The 15,534-nt window shown below is 71.5% G+C and carries 13 protein-coding genes; 11 read left to right on the top strand and 2 right to left on the bottom strand.

Annotated elements, in window-relative coordinates; genetic code table 11:
• Nucleotides 1-52: 52 nt before the first annotated feature.
• Together AB0J90_RS21875 and AB0J90_RS21870 are read left to right on the top strand one after the other, a co-directional pair.
• Nucleotides 53-2,962 (top strand): vitamin B12-dependent ribonucleotide reductase, encoded by a 2,910-nt coding sequence (locus AB0J90_RS21875; protein WP_363598537.1) that lies wholly within the window; start codon nt 53-55, stop codon nt 2,960-2,962.
• A gap of 156 nt (nt 2,963-3,118) precedes the next feature.
• The gene (locus AB0J90_RS21870; protein ID WP_363598535.1) at nt 3,119-4,054 is read left to right on the top strand and encodes a DUF2332 domain-containing protein; all 936 of its coding nucleotides are present in this window, start codon (nt 3,119-3,121) and stop codon (nt 4,052-4,054) included.
• A gap of 25 nt (nt 4,055-4,079) precedes the next feature.
• Here the strand turns inward: AB0J90_RS21870 and AB0J90_RS21865 are convergent, their stop codons facing one another.
• Nucleotides 4,080-5,360 carry an MFS transporter gene (locus tag AB0J90_RS21865; protein WP_363598533.1) on the bottom strand — a complete coding sequence of 427 codons (1,281 nt, stop codon included), beginning with the start codon at nt 5,358-5,360 and terminating at the stop codon, nt 4,080-4,082.
• 216 nt (nt 5,361-5,576) lie between these two features.
• On the opposite strand from AB0J90_RS21865, the gene AB0J90_RS21860 reads away from it, so the two are divergent.
• From AB0J90_RS21860 to AB0J90_RS21835, 6 genes are all read left to right on the top strand, one after another.
• On the top strand, nt 5,577-5,936 hold the full coding sequence (locus AB0J90_RS21860) for a GntR family transcriptional regulator (RefSeq protein WP_363598531.1): 360 nt from the start codon (nt 5,577-5,579) through the stop codon (nt 5,934-5,936).
• Complete coding sequence (locus AB0J90_RS21855; RefSeq protein WP_363598529.1) at nt 5,933-6,847, top strand: ABC transporter ATP-binding protein; 915 nt, start codon at nt 5,933-5,935, stop codon at nt 6,845-6,847. The genes AB0J90_RS21860 and AB0J90_RS21855 overlap by 4 nt, the downstream gene beginning before the upstream one ends.
• On the top strand, nt 6,844-7,539 hold the full coding sequence (locus AB0J90_RS21850; RefSeq protein ID WP_363598527.1) for an ABC transporter permease: 696 nt from the start codon (nt 6,844-6,846) through the stop codon (nt 7,537-7,539). The genes AB0J90_RS21855 and AB0J90_RS21850 overlap by 4 nt, the downstream gene beginning before the upstream one ends.
• A 122-nt stretch (nt 7,540-7,661) precedes the next feature.
• Nucleotides 7,662-7,958 (top strand): DUF5522 domain-containing protein, encoded by a 297-nt coding sequence (locus AB0J90_RS21845; protein ID WP_363598525.1) that lies wholly within the window; start codon nt 7,662-7,664, stop codon nt 7,956-7,958.
• Between the two features lie 11 nt (nt 7,959-7,969).
• The gene (lhgO, locus tag AB0J90_RS21840) at nt 7,970-9,175 is read left to right on the top strand and encodes an L-2-hydroxyglutarate oxidase (RefSeq protein WP_363598523.1); all 1,206 of its coding nucleotides are present in this window, start codon (nt 7,970-7,972) and stop codon (nt 9,173-9,175) included.
• Nucleotides 9,176-9,353: 178 nt separating this feature from the next.
• Nucleotides 9,354-9,902 (top strand): hypothetical protein, encoded by a 549-nt coding sequence (locus AB0J90_RS21835; protein WP_363598521.1) that lies wholly within the window; start codon nt 9,354-9,356, stop codon nt 9,900-9,902.
• A gap of 57 nt (nt 9,903-9,959) precedes the next feature.
• Here AB0J90_RS21835 and AB0J90_RS21830 read toward each other — a convergent pair whose 3' ends face one another.
• Nucleotides 9,960-10,646 (bottom strand): metal-dependent transcriptional regulator, encoded by a 687-nt coding sequence (locus AB0J90_RS21830; protein WP_363598519.1) that lies wholly within the window; start codon nt 10,644-10,646, stop codon nt 9,960-9,962.
• Nucleotides 10,647-10,760: 114 nt separating this feature from the next.
• On the opposite strand from AB0J90_RS21830, the gene AB0J90_RS21825 reads away from it, so the two are divergent.
• The 3 genes from AB0J90_RS21825 (at nt 10,761) to AB0J90_RS21815 (ending at nt 15,513) form a co-directional block, all read left to right on the top strand.
• Nucleotides 10,761-11,627: a sulfurtransferase gene (locus AB0J90_RS21825; protein WP_363598517.1), complete on the top strand. Its 867-nt coding sequence runs from the start codon at nt 10,761-10,763 to the stop codon at nt 11,625-11,627.
• An 86-nt stretch (nt 11,628-11,713) separates the two neighbouring features.
• Nucleotides 11,714-12,895 carry an acetoin utilization protein AcuC gene (locus AB0J90_RS21820; RefSeq protein ID WP_363598515.1) on the top strand — a complete coding sequence of 394 codons (1,182 nt, stop codon included), beginning with the start codon at nt 11,714-11,716 and terminating at the stop codon, nt 12,893-12,895.
• A 14-nt stretch (nt 12,896-12,909) separates the two neighbouring features.
• Nucleotides 12,910-15,513, top strand: a complete 2,604-nt coding sequence (locus AB0J90_RS21815; protein ID WP_363598513.1) for a GNAT family N-acetyltransferase — start codon at nt 12,910-12,912, stop codon at nt 15,511-15,513.
• Nucleotides 15,514-15,534 lie beyond the last annotated feature (21 nt).

The raw sequence follows: 15,534 nt of genomic DNA, 5'->3' as shown, positions 1-15,534 counted from the left end.
TGATCATGTCGGTGGCACGGCGGCGGACCGTGCCGGTAAGGGGGCGGATGAGATGGCGGGGGAAGGTATGACAGCGAACAAGAGCCGTTCACGGGCGGCTACCACGACCGGACTCAAGGTCGAGCGGGTCTGGACCACCGAGGGGGTGCACCCCTACGACGAGGTGACCTGGGAGCGCCGGGACGTCGTCATGACGAACTGGCGGGACGGCTCGATCAACTTCGAGCAGCGCGGGGTCGAGTACCCGGAGTCGTGGAGCGTCAACGCGGCCAACATCGTGACCACCAAGTACTTCCGCGGTGCCGTCGGCACCCCGGAACGGGAGTGGTCGCTCAAGCAGCTCATCGACCGGGTGGTGAAGACCTACCGGGCTGCGGGGGAGCAGCACGGTTACTTCGCCACCTCGGCCGACGCCGAGATCTTCGAGCACGAGCTGGCCTGGATGCTGCTGCACCAGGTGTTCAGCTTCAACTCGCCGGTCTGGTTCAACGTCGGCACCGCCTCGCCGCAGCAGGTCAGCGCCTGCTTCATCCTGGCCGTCGACGACTCGATGGACTCGATCCTCGACTGGTACAAGGAAGAGGGGCTGATCTTCAAGGGCGGCTCGGGCTCCGGGGTGAACCTCTCCCGGATCCGGTCCTCGCGGGAACTGCTCTCCAGCGGCGGCACCGCCTCCGGCCCGGTCAGCTTCATGCGCGGCGCGGACGCCAGCGCCGGCACCATCAAGTCCGGTGGCGCCACCCGGCGCGCGGCCAAGATGGTCATCCTCGACGTCGACCACCCGGACATCGAGGAGTTCGTGACCACCAAGGCACGCGAGGAGCACAAGATCCGTGCCCTTCGTGACGCCGGGTTCGACATGGACCTCGGCGGTTCCGACATCGTCAGCGTGCAGTACCAGAACGCCAACAACTCGGTCCGGGTCACCGACGAGTTCATGCGGGCGGTCGAGGGCAGCGGCACGTTCGACCTGCGCGGCCGGCTCGACGGCGCGGTCATCGACACCGTCGACGCCAAGGGGCTGTTCCACACCATCGCCCAGGCCGCCTGGGAGTGCGCCGACCCCGGCCTGCAGTACGACGACACCATCAACGACTGGCACACCAGCCCGGAGACCGGGCGGATCACCGCCTCCAACCCGTGCTCGGAGTACCTGCACCTGGACAACTCCTCGTGCAACCTGGCGTCGCTCAACCTGATGAAGTTCCTCCGCGCCGACGGTGGCTTCGAGGTGGAGAAGTTCGTCCAGTCGGTCGAGTTCGTGATCACCGCGATGGACATCTCGATCTGCTTCGCCGACTTCCCGACCGAGAAGATCGGCGAGACGACCCGGGCGTACCGGCAGCTCGGCATCGGCTACGCCAACCTCGGCGCGCTGCTGATGGCGACCGGCCACCCGTACGACTCGGAGACCGGGCGCTCGGTTGCCGCGGCGATCACCTCGCTGATGACCGGCACCGCGTACCGCCGCTCGGCCGAGCTGGCCGGTGTCGTCGGCGCGTACGACGGGTACGCCCGCAACGCCGAACCGCACAAGCGGGTCATGCGCAAGCACGCCGCCGCCAACGACGAGATCAAGCCGTCCGGCGCGGTCGCCACCGCGATCGTCCGCGAGGCCACCAAGCAGTGGACGCAGGGCAACAAGCTCGGCGATCGCAACGGATGGCGCAACGCCCAGGCGTCGGTGCTCGCACCGACCGGCACCATCGGCCTGATGATGGACTGCGACACCACCGGCGTCGAGCCCGACCTGGCGCTGGTCAAGTTCAAGAAGCTGGTCGGCGGCGGCTCGATGCAGATCGTCAACCAGACCGTCCCGCGCGCCCTGCGCAGCCTCGGCTACCCCGAGGAGCAGGTCGAGGCGATCGTCGAGCACATCGCCGACCACGGCCACGTCGTCGACGCGCCCGGCCTCAAGCCGGAGCACTACGCCGTCTTCGACTGCGCCATGGGCGAGCGCTCGATCGCACCGATGGGGCACGTCCGGATGATGGCCGCGGTCCAGCCGTTCATCTCCGGCGCGATCTCCAAGACGGTCAACATGCCGGAGGCGGCCACCGTCGCCGACGTCGAGGAGATCTACTTCGAGGGCTGGAAGCTCGGCCTCAAGGCACTGGCGATCTACCGCGACAACTGCAAGGTCGGCCAGCCGCTCTCGGTGGCCAAGCCGGCCAAGGCAGCGGAGACCGCCCCGGCCGAGGTTGCGCCGGTCAGCGCGGAGAAGGTCGTCGAGAAGGTCATCGAGTACCGCCCCGTACGCAAGCGCCTGCCGAAGAAGCGCCCGTCGGAGACGGTTTCCTTCTCGGTCGGCGGTGCCGAGGGCTACCTCACCGCGTCGTCGTACCCGGACGACGGTCTGGGCGAGGTTTTCCTCAAGATGTCCAAGCAGGGCTCGACGCTCGCCGGGGTGATGGACGCCTTCTCGGTCGCCATCTCGATCGGCCTGCAGTACGGCGTCCCGCTGGAGACGTACGTCAGCAAGTTCACCAACATGCGGTTCGAGCCGGCCGGGATGACCGACGACCCGGACATCCGGATGGCCGCCTCGGTGATGGACTACATCTTCCGCCGGCTGGCACTGGACTTCCTGCCGTACGAGCGCCGCGCCGAACTGGGCATCTTCACCGCGACCGAGCGGGCCGCGCAGTTGCGGGCCGAGGCGGAGGCGGAGAACAACCTGGAGCTGTCCGTGATGGCGTCCTCCGCTCCGGTGACGGCTCCGGCCGAGGTCAAGCCGGAGCCGGTGGCCGCTCCCGCGGCGCCGGTGGCCGAGCCGGTGTCGGTCGAGTCCACCGGGACCAAGCAGCTGGGGGTCCGGATCGGATCCTCGACCGAGCTGCTCGAATCGGTGCTGGGCAAGGCGGCGGACGCACCGCTCTGCTTCACCTGTGGCACGAAGATGCGCCCGGCCGGTAGCTGCTACGTCTGCGAGGGCTGCGGCTCCACCTCGGGCTGTAGCTGAGCCTGACCGCCGCACCTGACGGGTTGTCCGTCGGGACGGGGTGAACGTCGGAACACCGTCAGGACGAAGGGGAGTCGGGCAGCCGCCCGGCTCCCCTTCGCCGTCGCCCGGTGCCGACGGGCACGGGTGGGCAGGAGTTCCTGCGATCATCGGGGGATGACGATCGCCGAGGTCTACGTCGAGTTCGGGGTACGTGAGGCGCGCGGGGTGTCGACCGCGTACGAGCGGCTGTCGCTCGCGGTTTCCCGTGACGACGAGCTGATCGCACTGCTCCGTACGCTGCCGCCGGCCAAACGGCAGCCGAACCTGCTCTTCGGCGTCGTACGACTGCTCGGTGGCCCGGTCGACGATCCCGCCGCGTTCCACGAGTACGTGGTGCAGAACTGGCCGGCGATCGAGGCGCAGATCCGGTCCAGGGCCACCCAGACGAACGAGGCCGGGCGGTGTGCCGTACTGCTGCCGGTGCTCGCCGCGCTGCCGCAGCCGCTCGCCCTGCTGGAGGTCGGTGCGTCGGCCGGGCTCTGCCTCTACCCCGACCGGTACGCCTACCGCTACGGCGACCGGTTGCTCGGTACGGGTGAGCCGAGACTCGAGTGCGAGGCGACCGGGGTGCCGCTGCCGACCGGCGTACCCGAGGTGGTGTGGCGGGGTGGCCTGGACCTGAACCCGCTCGACGTGACCGATCCCGCGGACGTGGGCTGGCTCGACTCGCTGATCTGGCCGGAGCACACGCACCGCCGGGCCCGGCTACGCGCCGCCGCCGCCGTGGCCTCGGCCGAGCCACCGACACTCGTACGCGGTGATCTGGTGGACGACCTGCCGGCGCTGGCCGCGCGGGCACCGGCCGACGCGACGCTGGTGGTGTTCCACACCTCGGTGCTCTACCAGGTGCCGCCGCCGCGCCGGGAGGCGTTCGTCGACCTGGTACGCGACCTGCCAGGGCACTGGATCGCGAACGAGGCGCCGGACGTGTTGCCCTACGACGACCTGCCGCAGCCGCCGAGCGAGGCGATGCACAACGTGCTCGCGCTCGACGGGAAGCCGCTCGCCTGGACCCGTGGCCACGGCCAGGCGATGACCTGGTTCGGCTGAGACGACGGCCCTCCCCGCCGGGAACTCAGTCCGGCACCATGTCCCGCATCTTCCGCAGCGGTGAGAAGACGACGAACAGCGCCGCGCTCCAGGTGCCCAGTACGCAGATCCACAGTGTCTCCCGCAGACCCAGCCGACTGCCGAGTACGCCCCCGAACAGCGCGCCGAGCGGAACCGCCCCGAGACAGATCCACAGGAACGCCGCGTTGACCCGGCCGAGCAGACCGGGCGGGGTGATGCGCTGCCGGTACGTCATCGCGGCCACGTTGAACAGGACCGCGTTGGCGGAGAACGCGGCGAGGCCGAGGCCGTAGAGCAGCACCCCCCAGCCGGGCTGGGCCAGCGGCATGAGCAGGTACAGCGGGCCCGGTGCGGCCATCGCCACCCAGATGATCCGGGCGGACCCGATCCAGCCGGACAGGCGGCTCGCCAGGGCGCCGGCCACCAGGCCGCCGAGCGCGCTGAGCGTGAAGACGAGTCCGACCAGCATGGACGAGGCGTGCAGCTCGCGCACCATGAAGGTGACCTCGATGGAGCCTGACGCCATGACGAAGAAGTTGGACGTGGTCGTGCAGGCCAGGATCAGACGCAGGATCGGCTGGTGGCGGACGAAGGCAAGGCCGTCGATCATCGCGGTTCGCAGCGGAACCCGCGCGGCGTCCGGTTCGGCCGGTTCCCTCTCGGCGGGTGTCTCCCGGATCAGCCACAGGGTCAGCGCGCTGACCAGGAAGGCGATTCCGTTGCTGAAGAAGGTCCGGGCGGCGCCGACGAGCCCGATCAGCGCACCGCCGATGCTCGCGCCGACGAGTTCGGCGAACTCCTGGCTCATCCCGAGCTTCGCGTTGGCGTCGACGAGCTGGTCGGCCGCGACGAGCCGAGGGAGCCGGCTGCGGTAGGCGACGGTGAACAGCACGGTGAGCACCCCGGAGAGCCCCACGACGCCGTAGAGGTACCACAGCGTCAGCTTTCCGCCGAGCGCGACCAGGGGCAGCGACAGCATCAGCGCCATCCGGCCCAGATCGCAGAAGATCATCAGCCGGCGCTGGTCGACCCGGTCGGCGAGGATCCCGGCGGGCAGCGAGAACAACAGGTACGGCAGCCAGGCGAGGAAGGTCAGCAGGGAGATCTGGAACACGCTGGCGTCGAGGTCGTTGGCCGCGAGCAGCGGGATCGCTATGCCGGAGATCCGGGTGCCCAGTTCGCTGACCGTCTGGCCGCTCCAGAGCAGGAGGAAGTTCCTGCTGCGCCAGAGCGATGTCGGCCTTGCCGTCCCGACCCGCGCGGGTGGCGCCAGCTGTCGCGTCACCTGTGCCGCCTCTCCGAGGGTTGACGGGCGGACGCCGTCGAGGGGCTCCGGCCAACGATCGTGGCATGGCCGTCGAACCGGGGCGATCGACTTTCCGCGCGAGTATCCGGACTTGACATCCGGGCGGCTTGGTTACATGGTTAGTTACATGAGTAATGAACCGGCTAACCTCGGCTGGCCCGGTCGGCTCGACCTTCGAGCGGGCGGGTGCGGGTGATGGAAGAGGGTCGGCCGATCTTCCTCCAGGTCGCGGAGCTGCTGGAGACCGCGATCATCGACGGCAGCCTCCCCGAGGAGACCCAGGTCCCCTCGACCAACGAGCTGGCCGCCTTCCACCGGATCAACCCCGCCACCGCCGCGAAGGGCGTCAACCAGCTTGTCGACGACGGCGTTCTGTACAAGAAACGAGGAATCGGGATGTTCGTCTCCACCGGCGCCCGCGCCAAACTGCGGGAACGGCGCCGTGAAGAGTTCGCCGACCAGTACGTCCAACCCCTGCTCGCGCAGGCGCGCCGGCTCGGCATCGGCGCCGAGGAACTCAAGTCGATGATCGACCTCCGGGAGGGGGAGCGATGAGCACGGTCGTGACCGCCCAGGGCGTGACCAAGCGATTCGGTCAGACGACCGCGCTGGACGACGTCAGCTTCACCCTGACCGAGAACACCATCCACGGCCTGCTCGGCCGCAACGGCGCCGGCAAGACCACCCTGATGCAGATCCTCACCGGACAGAACTTCGCCACCTCCGGCGAACTGTCGGTGCTCGGGCAGCACCCGTACGAGAACGACGAGGTGCTTGCCGGGGTCTGCTTCATCAAGGAGAGCCAGACCTACCCGCAGAACTTCCAGGTACGGCACGCGCTCACCGCCGCCCGACTGCTTTTCCCCGGCTGGGACGAGGAGTTCGCCGCCGCCCTGGTGGACGACTTCCAGTTGCCGCTACGGCGACAGGTGCGCAAGCTCTCCCGGGGCATGCTCTCCGCGCTCGGCGTGATCATCGGACTCGCCGCCCGCGCGCCGCTCACCTTCTTCGACGAGCCGTACCTCGGGCTGGACGCCACCGCCCGGCAGATCTTCTACGACCGGCTGCTCGCCGACTACGCCGAACACCCCCGCACCATCGTGCTCTCCACCCACCTCATCGACGAGGTCAGCAACCTGATCGAGCACGTGCTGCTGATCGACCGGGGGAAGATCCTGCTGGACGAGAGCGCGGAGGATCTCCGTACCGAGCTGGTCACGGTCTCCGGGCCGGTGGCGGCCGTGGAACAGGTCGCCGCGAACGCGGAGGAACTGCACCGCGAACGGCTGGGCAACCTGGTACGCGCCACCCTGCGCGGTCGGTTCGACCCGGTGGAGCGGGACCGGGTCACCGGACTCGGGCTGGAACTGGCACCGGTGTCGTTGCAGGAACTCGTCGTCCGGCTCACCAGTACGTCGAACGGCGCCGGCAACCTCCGTACCGCAGGAAAGGGTGACCCCCGATGAACCGTGTCCTTCCCGCGACCCGGGTCCACCTCATCACCTGGCCGACCCTGCTCGCCTGGCCGTGGGGAATCCTGCTCACCAGCTTCGTGTTCAACCTGGTCCTGTTCACCGGGATCGGCGACGACATCGAGGGTGGGCCGCAGACCGGTGGGCTGGTCAGCGTCTACATCGTGACGATGGTCAGCGCCGGCCAGTCGATCACGCAGTTCTTCCCGTTCTCGCTCGGGCTGAGCGTGACCCGGCGGACCTTCTACGCCGCCGTCTCGCTGCTGCTGCTCGGTGAGTCGCTGCTCTTCGGGGTCATGCTCTACCTGTGCAAGCTGGTCGAGCGGGCGACCGACGGGTGGGGCATCTCGATGGGGTTCTTCGCCCCGTCGTTCCTGAACAGCGACAACCCGGTGCTGCAGATCCTGATCTACATGGTGCCGTTCCTGGTGCTCGGTTTCTTCGGGATCTTCGCTGCCCTGGTGATGAAGCGCTGGGGCATCAGCGGCCTGTACGTGCTGAGCATCTCGCTGCTGTCCCTGCTCGGCCTGCCGGCCGTACTGATCACCTGGCAGGGGTGGTGGCTGGCGGTCGGGCGCTGGTTCGGCGACCAGTCCGCACTCACCCTGTTCGCCGGCTGGCCCGCACTGCTCGCCCTGCTGCTGGCCGGTGCCGGGCTGCTGACCATCCGGCGGGCCACCACCTGACCGACCGTGGCCGCGAGTCCGGCTCGCTCGGGGGAGCCGGACTCGCCGGTGGCGCCGGCAGCCGACAGGCAGTGCCGGACTCGCTGCGGTGCGGGTCCGCCAGCCGGGCGTAGCCTCGCGGGATGGGTGATGGCGAGCAGGGGCGGCGACTGCCGCTGGCACCCCGGCCGCTGGACCGGCCGCACCCGTCCCGGCTGGCACCGGACCACCCGCTGCGGTCGTCGATCCTGGCCGCGCACTCCGACGCGCTGGCCGCCGGGCAGGCCGGCTACCCCGACCCGGCGACCGGCCTCTTCGTCCTCACCGCGGGATTCCTGGCCCGCCGGGGTACGTGCTGCGGACGGGGATGCCGGCACTGTCCGTACGTCGACGACGAGCCGGCCGGTGACCCGGCTCCCGGCGGCCCCGTCAGCCGGTAGCGTCTGCGCCCATGGCGAGGTACGTGGTCATCGGTGGCGGCATCGTCGGGCTGGCAACGGCCCACCGGATAATCCTCGACCGGCCGGACGCCGAGGTGACCGTGCTGGAGAAGGAGTCCCGGCTGGCGGCCCACCAGACCGGCCACAACTCGGGTGTGATCCACGCCGGGGTGTACTACAAACCGGGCAGCCTCAAGGCCGAACTCTGCCGCGCCGGCAGCCAGTCCATGGTGGACTTCTGCGCCGAGCAGGACATCCCGGTGCAGCGCTGCGGCAAGCTCATCGTCGCCACCGACCAGGCGGAACTGCCCCGGTTGCGGGCCCTGCACGAACGGGCGCTGGCCAACCGGCTGCCGGTCCGACTGCTCACCCCCGCCGAGGCCGCCGAGTACGAGCCGGCGGTCCGCTGCGTCGCGGCGCTCCGGGTGGAGTCCACCGGCATCGTCGACTTCACCGCGGTCTGCACAGCCCTGGCCAGCCTGGCGGAGAAGGCGGGCGCCCGGATCCGGCTCGGCGCCCGGGTCACCGGCATCAGCACCCGTGGCGGAGGCCCGGCCGGAGCCGAGGAACTGGTGGTGACGACCAGTACGGTCGGCGAGGTGGTGGCGGACGTACTGGTCAACTGTGCCGGGCTGCACGCCGACCGGGTGGCGCGGCTGGCCGGGGTCAGCCCGTCCGCGCGGATCGTCCCGTTCCGGGGCGAGTACTACGAGTTGCGGCCGGAACGGCGGGACCTGGTGCGTGGCCTGATCTACCCGGTGCCCGACCCGCAGTTCCCGTTTCTCGGCGTACACCTGACCCGGATGATCGACGGAAGCGTGCACGCCGGCCCGAACGCGGTGCTGGCGCTGGCCCGCGAGGGCTACTCGTGGGGGCGGGTCAACCTGCGGGAACTGGCCGACGCGGTCAGCTATCCGGGCCTGTGGCGGCTGGCCCGCAAACACCTCGGGTACGGCCTGACCGAGGTCCGCCGCTCGCTGTCCCGGCAACTGTTCGCCGCCAGCCTGGCCCGTCTGGTGCCGGAGCTGACCGAGCGGGATCTCGTGCCGAGCGCGGCCGGCGTACGCGCCCAGGCGATCGCCCGGAACGGGTCGCTGGTCGACGACTTCCTGATCGTGGCCGCTCACCGCCAGGTGCACGTACTCAACGCGCCGTCGCCGGCCGCGACCAGTTCGCTGGAGATCGCCAAGCACATAGTGGCCCGGCTGCCGGGGTAGCTCCGCGCCGACCCGGAGTGGATCCACGCCAGCCCGGAGTGGATCGCTGCCCGCATGGACGAATTTCCATTCGCTGAGCGCCTTGTCCGGGTGGGGGGTTTCGCCCCTACCGCCCGACCCCGTACGGTGTCCGACGGACTCACCGGCCGCCCCCGGCCGGGCCGAGCGGGAGGTTACTGTGCGCGGGCGGCTCTTACTGATCGGTGCCGGACTGCTGGTGCTGTCCGGCTGTGGCGAGTCCGCCGCCTCGACCCGCAACGATCCGCTGCCCATCCCGCCGGTCGTGAAGCTGCCGGCCTCGGCCGGTGGTGGCGTCTGCCAGCTGCTGGACTACCCGGCGGTGGAGAAGGCGATCGGCACCCTGTTCGACGTGTCCGCCTCCACCACCTCGGGCAAGACGAGCACCTGTGTGCTCCAGTCCGAGGAGGCCAGCCGCCCCGATCTGGCGCTGTCGGTGACGCCGACCACCGCCGATTCGGCCGTCTTCGCCGACGAGATGCCCAAGGGGGGACAGAGCGTCAAGGGGCTGGGTAAGGCCGCGTACCGGCTGTCGCTGCCGGCGGGCAAGGACTACGGGGCGGGCGTCGAGGTGTCGTGGCTCTCCGCGGACGGCCGGATGATCAACCTCCGCTACACCTTCCCGGCCGGGGAGGGTAAGCCGGCGGCGGACGCTCTCGCCGGCAAGCTGGTCACCCTGGCCAAGGAGATCGACGCCGTCAAGGCCTGACGGCCGGCCACCGCGTGGTGACCGGCATGGGGTGGTCCGGGGGTGCCGGACCGGAGATCAGGATGCGGCGACGAAGACCCGCGAGGCCACCTCACGCGGCAGCCGGATCTTGTCACCGGAGCGGTCGATGGTGACCCCGTCGCGCTCCTGCGCCACGGTCACCGTGGCACCCGGGTCGACCCCGGCGGCGTGCAGCTGACGCAGCACGTCCCCGTCGGTCTGCACGCTCTCGCAGATCCGCCGGACCACGACCGGGCCGGTCAGACCGGGGAAGGCGAGGTTGCGTTCCGCGTCGGGGCTCTCCGCGGTCGCCGAGTCCAGTGCGCTGCCGAGCGCCTCCAGCCCCGGGATCGGGTTGCCGTACGGCGACCGGGTCGGCCGGTTGAGCAGGTCGTATACCTTCTGCTCCACCGCGTCGCTCATCACGTGCTCCCACCGGCAGGCCTCCTCGTGGGCCTCCTCGTAGGGCATGCCGATGACGTTGACCAGCAGCAGCTCGGCGAGCCGGTGCTTGCGCATCACGGCGATGGCCAGGCCACGACCGGACGCGGTGAGCCGCAGGTGCCGGTCGTCCTCGAGGGTCAGCAGGCCGTCGCGTTCCATCCGCGCCACGGTCTGGCTGACGGTCGGACCGCTCTGGTGCAGCCGCTCGGCGATCCTCGCGCGCAGGGCCGGCACACCTTCCTCTTCGAGTTCGAGAATGGTGCGCAGGTACATCTCAGTCGTATCGACCAGGTCGTTCACGTCAGCCGCCCTCCCGGTAGTCAATGCTACCCCGAGTTACCGACACGCAGCCGTAGCCCGAACGGGGCGTCTCGCGTTCGTATCCACCGAATGTGATGGTGTTGACTGAGTGTCATGCCCGCCACAGATGATCTTCTGGTCGACGTAGCCACCCTCGCCGGGGAACTGGCCGACCCGGAGCCGGCCGCCACGGCCGCACCCACCGTACTCGATGTGCGCTGGCGTCTCGCCGGCCCTCCCGGCCGGGACGACTACGTCGCCGCGCACCTGCCCGGAGCGGTCTTCGTCGACCTCGACGCCGAGCTGTGCGGTACGCCCGGCACCGACGGGCGGCACCCGCTGCCCGATCCGGCCGCGCTCCAGCGGGTGCTGCGCGCCGCCGGGGTCCGCACCGGCCACCCGGTGGTGGTCTACGACGCCGGTGACGGGCTGGCCGCCGCGCGCGCCTGGTGGACGCTGCGCTGGGCCGGGCACACCGAGGTCCGGGTGCTCGACGGCGGCTACCCGGCCTGGGTTGCCGCTGGTCAGCCGGTCACCGCCGACGTGCCGGCACCACCGCCGGGAGACGTCACCGTCCGCCCGGGCGGCCTGCCGGTGCTCGACGCGCAGGCGGCGGCCGCGCTCGCCGCCGGTGACGGCGTGCTGCTCGACGTCCGGGCCGCCCCGCGCTACCGGGGCGAGACCGAGCCGATCGACCCGGTAGCCGGGCACGTCCCGGGCGCGGTGAACCTCCCGACCACCGAGCACGTCGACTCGGACGGGCGGCTGCGGGCCGCCACCGCCCTCCGGTCGCGGTTCGCCGAGGCCGGCGTCGAGCCCGGCGTACGCGTCGGCGCGTACTGCGGGTCCGGGGTGACCGCCGCCCATACGGTGCTCGCCCTGCACCTCGCCGGGTACGAGGACGCCGCCCTCTACGTCGGCTCGTGGAGCCAGTGGCTCACCGACCCGGACCGCCCGGTGGCCACCGGCACCGGCACCTGATCCCGCCCTCGACCGGGGCCCGATCCGCATCCGCCCGAGAGCGGATGCGTCTGGGAGCGGGCCCCGGAGCGTGCGACGATGGCGCCATGTCGGATGGCACGGTGGTGATGTGGGACGAGTCCCTGCTCGCCTACGACCTGGGTGAGCACCCGCTCGACCCGGTCCGGGTCGAGCTGACCGTCGCGTTGGCGAGAGAGCTCGGCGTACTCGACCGGGCCGGCGTCCGGGTCGTCGCGCCGACACCGGCCGACGAGGCGGCGCTGACCCGGGTGCACCGGCCGGACTACCTGGACGCGGTCCGGGCCGCCCCGGACGACCCGTTCTTCTCCGGCTACGGCCTCGGCACCTCGGACAACCCGATCTTCGACAACATGCACGAGTCGAGCGCCCTGATCGCCGGGGCCAGCCTGGCCGCCGCCGAGGCGGTCTGGCGCGGCGAGGCCCGGCGGGCGGTCAACGTCGCCGGTGGCCTGCACCACGCCATGGCCGGCCGGGCTGCGGGGTTCTGCGTCTACAACGATCCGGCGGTGGCCATCGCCCGGCTACTCGACCTCGGCGCCGAGCGGGTCGCGTACGTTGACGTCGACGTGCACCACGGCGACGGGGTGCAGGAGATCTTCCTCGACGACCCACGGGTGCTGACGGTCAGCCTGCACGAGACCCCGCTGGCGCTCTTCCCCGGCACCGGCTTCTCCGACGAGACCGGTGGCCCCGCCGCCAAGGGCAGCGCGGTCAACGTGCCCCTGCCGCCGGGCACCGGCGACGCCGGCTGGCTGCGCGCCTTCCACGCGATCGTCCCGTCGGTGCTGCGCGCCTTCGAGCCGCAGATCCTGGTGACCCAGTGCGGCGCGGACAGTCACCGGCTCGACCCGCTCGCCGACCTGCGGCTCTCCGTCGACGGGCAGCGGGCCAGCTACCTGGCGCTGCGGGCGCTCGCCGACGAACTCTGCGAGGGACGCTGGGTGGCCACCGGCGGCGGCGGGTACGCCCTGGTCGAGGTGGTGCCGAGGGCGTGGACGCACCTGCTGGCGATCGCCACCGGCGACCCGATCGAACCGGCCGCGCTCACCCCACCGGCCTGGCGGGCGTTGGCCCGATCCCGGCGACCGGAGCGGGACGTACCACTGCGGATGACCGACAACGTCGACCCGGCGTACGAGCCGTGGCAGCCCACCGGCGAGCCGGACGGGGTGGACCGGGCCATCCTGGCCACCCGCAAGGCGGTCTTCCCGCTGCACGGGCTGGACCCGCACGACCCCAGGGACTGAGAGCCGAGCAGGTGATGGGAGGCGACCCGAGCGTGGTCGAGGGCCCACCGGACCGCTCGGCAGACGTGCTGTTGCGTGACGGCACCACCGTCCACTTGCGACCGATCCGCGTAGACGACGCGGCCGGCATCGTCGCCATGCACTCCCGGTTCTCCGACCGCACCCGCTACCTGCGCTACTTCTCGCCGTACCCGCGCATTCCGGAGCGGGACCTGCACCGGTTCGTCACCGTCGACCACCACGACCGGGAGGCGTTCGTGGTGGTCGCGGGGGAGCGGATCCTCGCCGTCGGCCGGTTCGACCGGCTCGGCCCCGGCGCGACCGACGCCGAGGTCGCGTTCGTGGTCGAGGACGCCCACCAGGGGCGCGGCATCGGACCGGTGCTGCTGGAACACCTGGCCGAGGCGGCCCGCCGGGAGGGGATCACCCGGTTCGTCGCCGAGGTGCTGCCGTCCAACGCGATGATGCTGCGGGTCTTCGCCGACTTCGGCTACCTGGTGCAGCGCCAGTACGCCGACGGTGTGGTCCACCTCAGCTTCCCGATCGCCCCCACCGAGGCGTCGCTACGGGTGCAGTGGGGCCGGGAGCACCTGACCGAGGCCCGGTCGATCGCCCGGCTGCTCGCACCCACCGGCATCGCCGTGTACGGGGCCAGCGCCACCGGTCAGGGCATCGGGGCGGCCATCCTCGGGCACCTGCGCGACGGCGGTTTCACCGGACACCTGGTACCGGTGCACCCGAGCGCGGCCGTGGTGGGTGGGCTGCCCGCGTACCCGACGGCGGCTGCTGCCGGCGTACCGCTGGACCTGGCGGTCGTCGCGGTGCCGCCAGAGGCCGTACCCGGTGTGGTGGCCGACGCTGCCGGTGCCGGCCTGCACGGCCTGGTCGTGGTCTCGGCCGGTTTCGCCGAGTCCGGACCGGCCGGCGCCGCCGCCGAGCGCGACCTGATCCGCGCCGCGCACGCCGCCGGCATGCGCGTGGTCGGGCCGAACTGCCTGGGTGTCGCCAACACCGACGAGCGGGTACGCCTCAACGCCACCCTCGCGCCCCGGCTGCCGTCCCCGGGGCGGGTCGGCTTCTTCAGCCAGTCCGGTGTGCTCGGGGTGGCGCTGCTGGCCGAGGCGGAACGCCGTGGGCTGGGCCTGTCGAGTTTCGTCTCCGCCGGCAACCGGGCCGACGTGTCCGGCAACGACCTGTTGCAGTACTGGCAGGACGATCCCGGAACCGACGTGATCCTGCTCTACCTGGAGACCTTCGGCAATCCGCGCAAGTTCGCCCGGCTGGCCCGCCGGATCGGCCGTACCAAACCGGTGGTGGCGCTCGCCTCGTCCACCCGCCAGCCCGCGTCCGTGCAGCCCCGGTCGGATTCCGTGCCCGCCGGTCCGGACGCTGCGGCGATGACCGCCCTGTACGCCCAGTCCGGCGTGATCCGGGTCGACACCGTGGCGGAACTCTTCGACGTCGGGGTGCTGCTGGCGCAGCAGCCGCTGCCGGCCGGCCGGCGGATCGGGATCGTCGGCAACTCCACCGCACTGGCCGACCTGGCCGCGATCGCCTGCCGGGCGTACGGGCTCACCGTCGCCGCCGGTTACCCGCGCAACGTCGAGCCACAGGCCACCGCGCACGACTTCGCCGACGCGCTCGCCGACGCCGCGGTGGACCCGGAGGTCGACGCCCTGCTGGTGCACTTCGCCCCGCCGTTGCCGGGTCAGCTCGTGGGGGAGGACGCCGACTTCACCTCGGCGGTGGCGAGCGTGGCGCTGGCCGGGGACCGGCCGACGGTGGTGACCTTCCCGGTCGGGCGACCGCCGGCCGGGGTGCCGTCGTACCCGTCGGTGGAGGAGGCGGTACGGGCCCTGGCCCGGATGACCGGCTACGCCGGCTGGTTACGTGAACCAATGGGTGAGCTGCCCGAACTGGCCGGCGTCGACGCCGAGGCGGCGGGTTTCGCGCTGACCGACGGTGGGACCGGGCTGGCCGAGCGGCTGCTCGCCGCGTACGGGATCCCGGTCGTGCCGTCCACAGTGGCCGAGTCCGTCGAGGCGGCGGTGGAGGCTGCCCGCGTCCGGGGTTACCCGGTGGTGCTCAAGGCGGCCAGGGAGGGACTGCGGCACCGGCTCGACCTGGGCGCGGTACGCCTGGGCCTCGCCGACGACGAGGCGGTACGCCGTGCGTACCGGGAGATCGCCGAACCGTTCGGTGCCGGGGTGCTGGTCCAGCCGATGGTGCCACCGGGGGTCGCGTGCGTGGTGGAGGCGGTCGAGGATCCCGTGTTCGGCCCGGTGGTCGGCTTCGGGCTCGGCGGGGTGGCGACCGAGTTGCTCGGTGACCGGGCCTGGCGGGCGGCACCGCTGACGGACCGGGACGCCGCCGCGCTGATCGACGGGCCACGGGCCGCGCCGCTGCTGCACGGTTACCGGGGCGCGGACCCGGTCGACCGGGCCGCGCTGGCCGACCTGCTCCAACGGGTGGGCCGGCTGGTGGACGAGCAACCACGCGTACGGTCGCTGCGCCTCAACCCGGTGCTGGCTCGCCCCGACGGGGTGGCGGTCCTGCACGCCGAGATCACGCTCGGCCCCTCGGCCACCCGTCCCGACACCGGTCCCCGCCGTCTCTGACCGATCGGCGGCCGGGTCCGG

The sequence above is a fragment of the Micromonospora sp. NPDC049523 genome, from assembly GCF_040676775.1.
Taxonomy (GTDB): Bacteria; Actinomycetota; Actinomycetes; order Mycobacteriales; family Micromonosporaceae; genus Micromonospora_G.
The sequence above is the reverse complement of the archived record's forward strand: the minus strand, read 5'-3'. Positions and strand labels throughout refer to the sequence as shown.

Coding starts and splice junctions, on each gene's coding strand:
- AB0J90_RS21875 (WP_363598537.1), top strand. CDS start 53: ATGGCGGGGGAAGGTATGACAGCGAACAAGAGCCGTTCACGGGCGGCT.
- AB0J90_RS21870 (WP_363598535.1), top strand. CDS start 3,119: ATGACGATCGCCGAGGTCTACGTCGAGTTCGGGGTACGTGAGGCGCGC.
- AB0J90_RS21860 (WP_363598531.1), top strand. CDS start 5,577: ATGGAAGAGGGTCGGCCGATCTTCCTCCAGGTCGCGGAGCTGCTGGAG.
- AB0J90_RS21855 (WP_363598529.1), top strand. CDS start 5,933: ATGAGCACGGTCGTGACCGCCCAGGGCGTGACCAAGCGATTCGGTCAG.
- AB0J90_RS21850 (WP_363598527.1), top strand. CDS start 6,844: ATGAACCGTGTCCTTCCCGCGACCCGGGTCCACCTCATCACCTGGCCG.
- AB0J90_RS21845 (WP_363598525.1), top strand. CDS start 7,662: ATGGGTGATGGCGAGCAGGGGCGGCGACTGCCGCTGGCACCCCGGCCG.
- lhgO (WP_363598523.1), top strand. CDS start 7,970: ATGGCGAGGTACGTGGTCATCGGTGGCGGCATCGTCGGGCTGGCAACG.
- AB0J90_RS21825 (WP_363598517.1), top strand. CDS start 10,761: ATGCCCGCCACAGATGATCTTCTGGTCGACGTAGCCACCCTCGCCGGG.
- AB0J90_RS21820 (WP_363598515.1), top strand. CDS start 11,714: ATGTCGGATGGCACGGTGGTGATGTGGGACGAGTCCCTGCTCGCCTAC.
- AB0J90_RS21815 (WP_363598513.1), top strand. CDS start 12,910: ATGGGAGGCGACCCGAGCGTGGTCGAGGGCCCACCGGACCGCTCGGCA.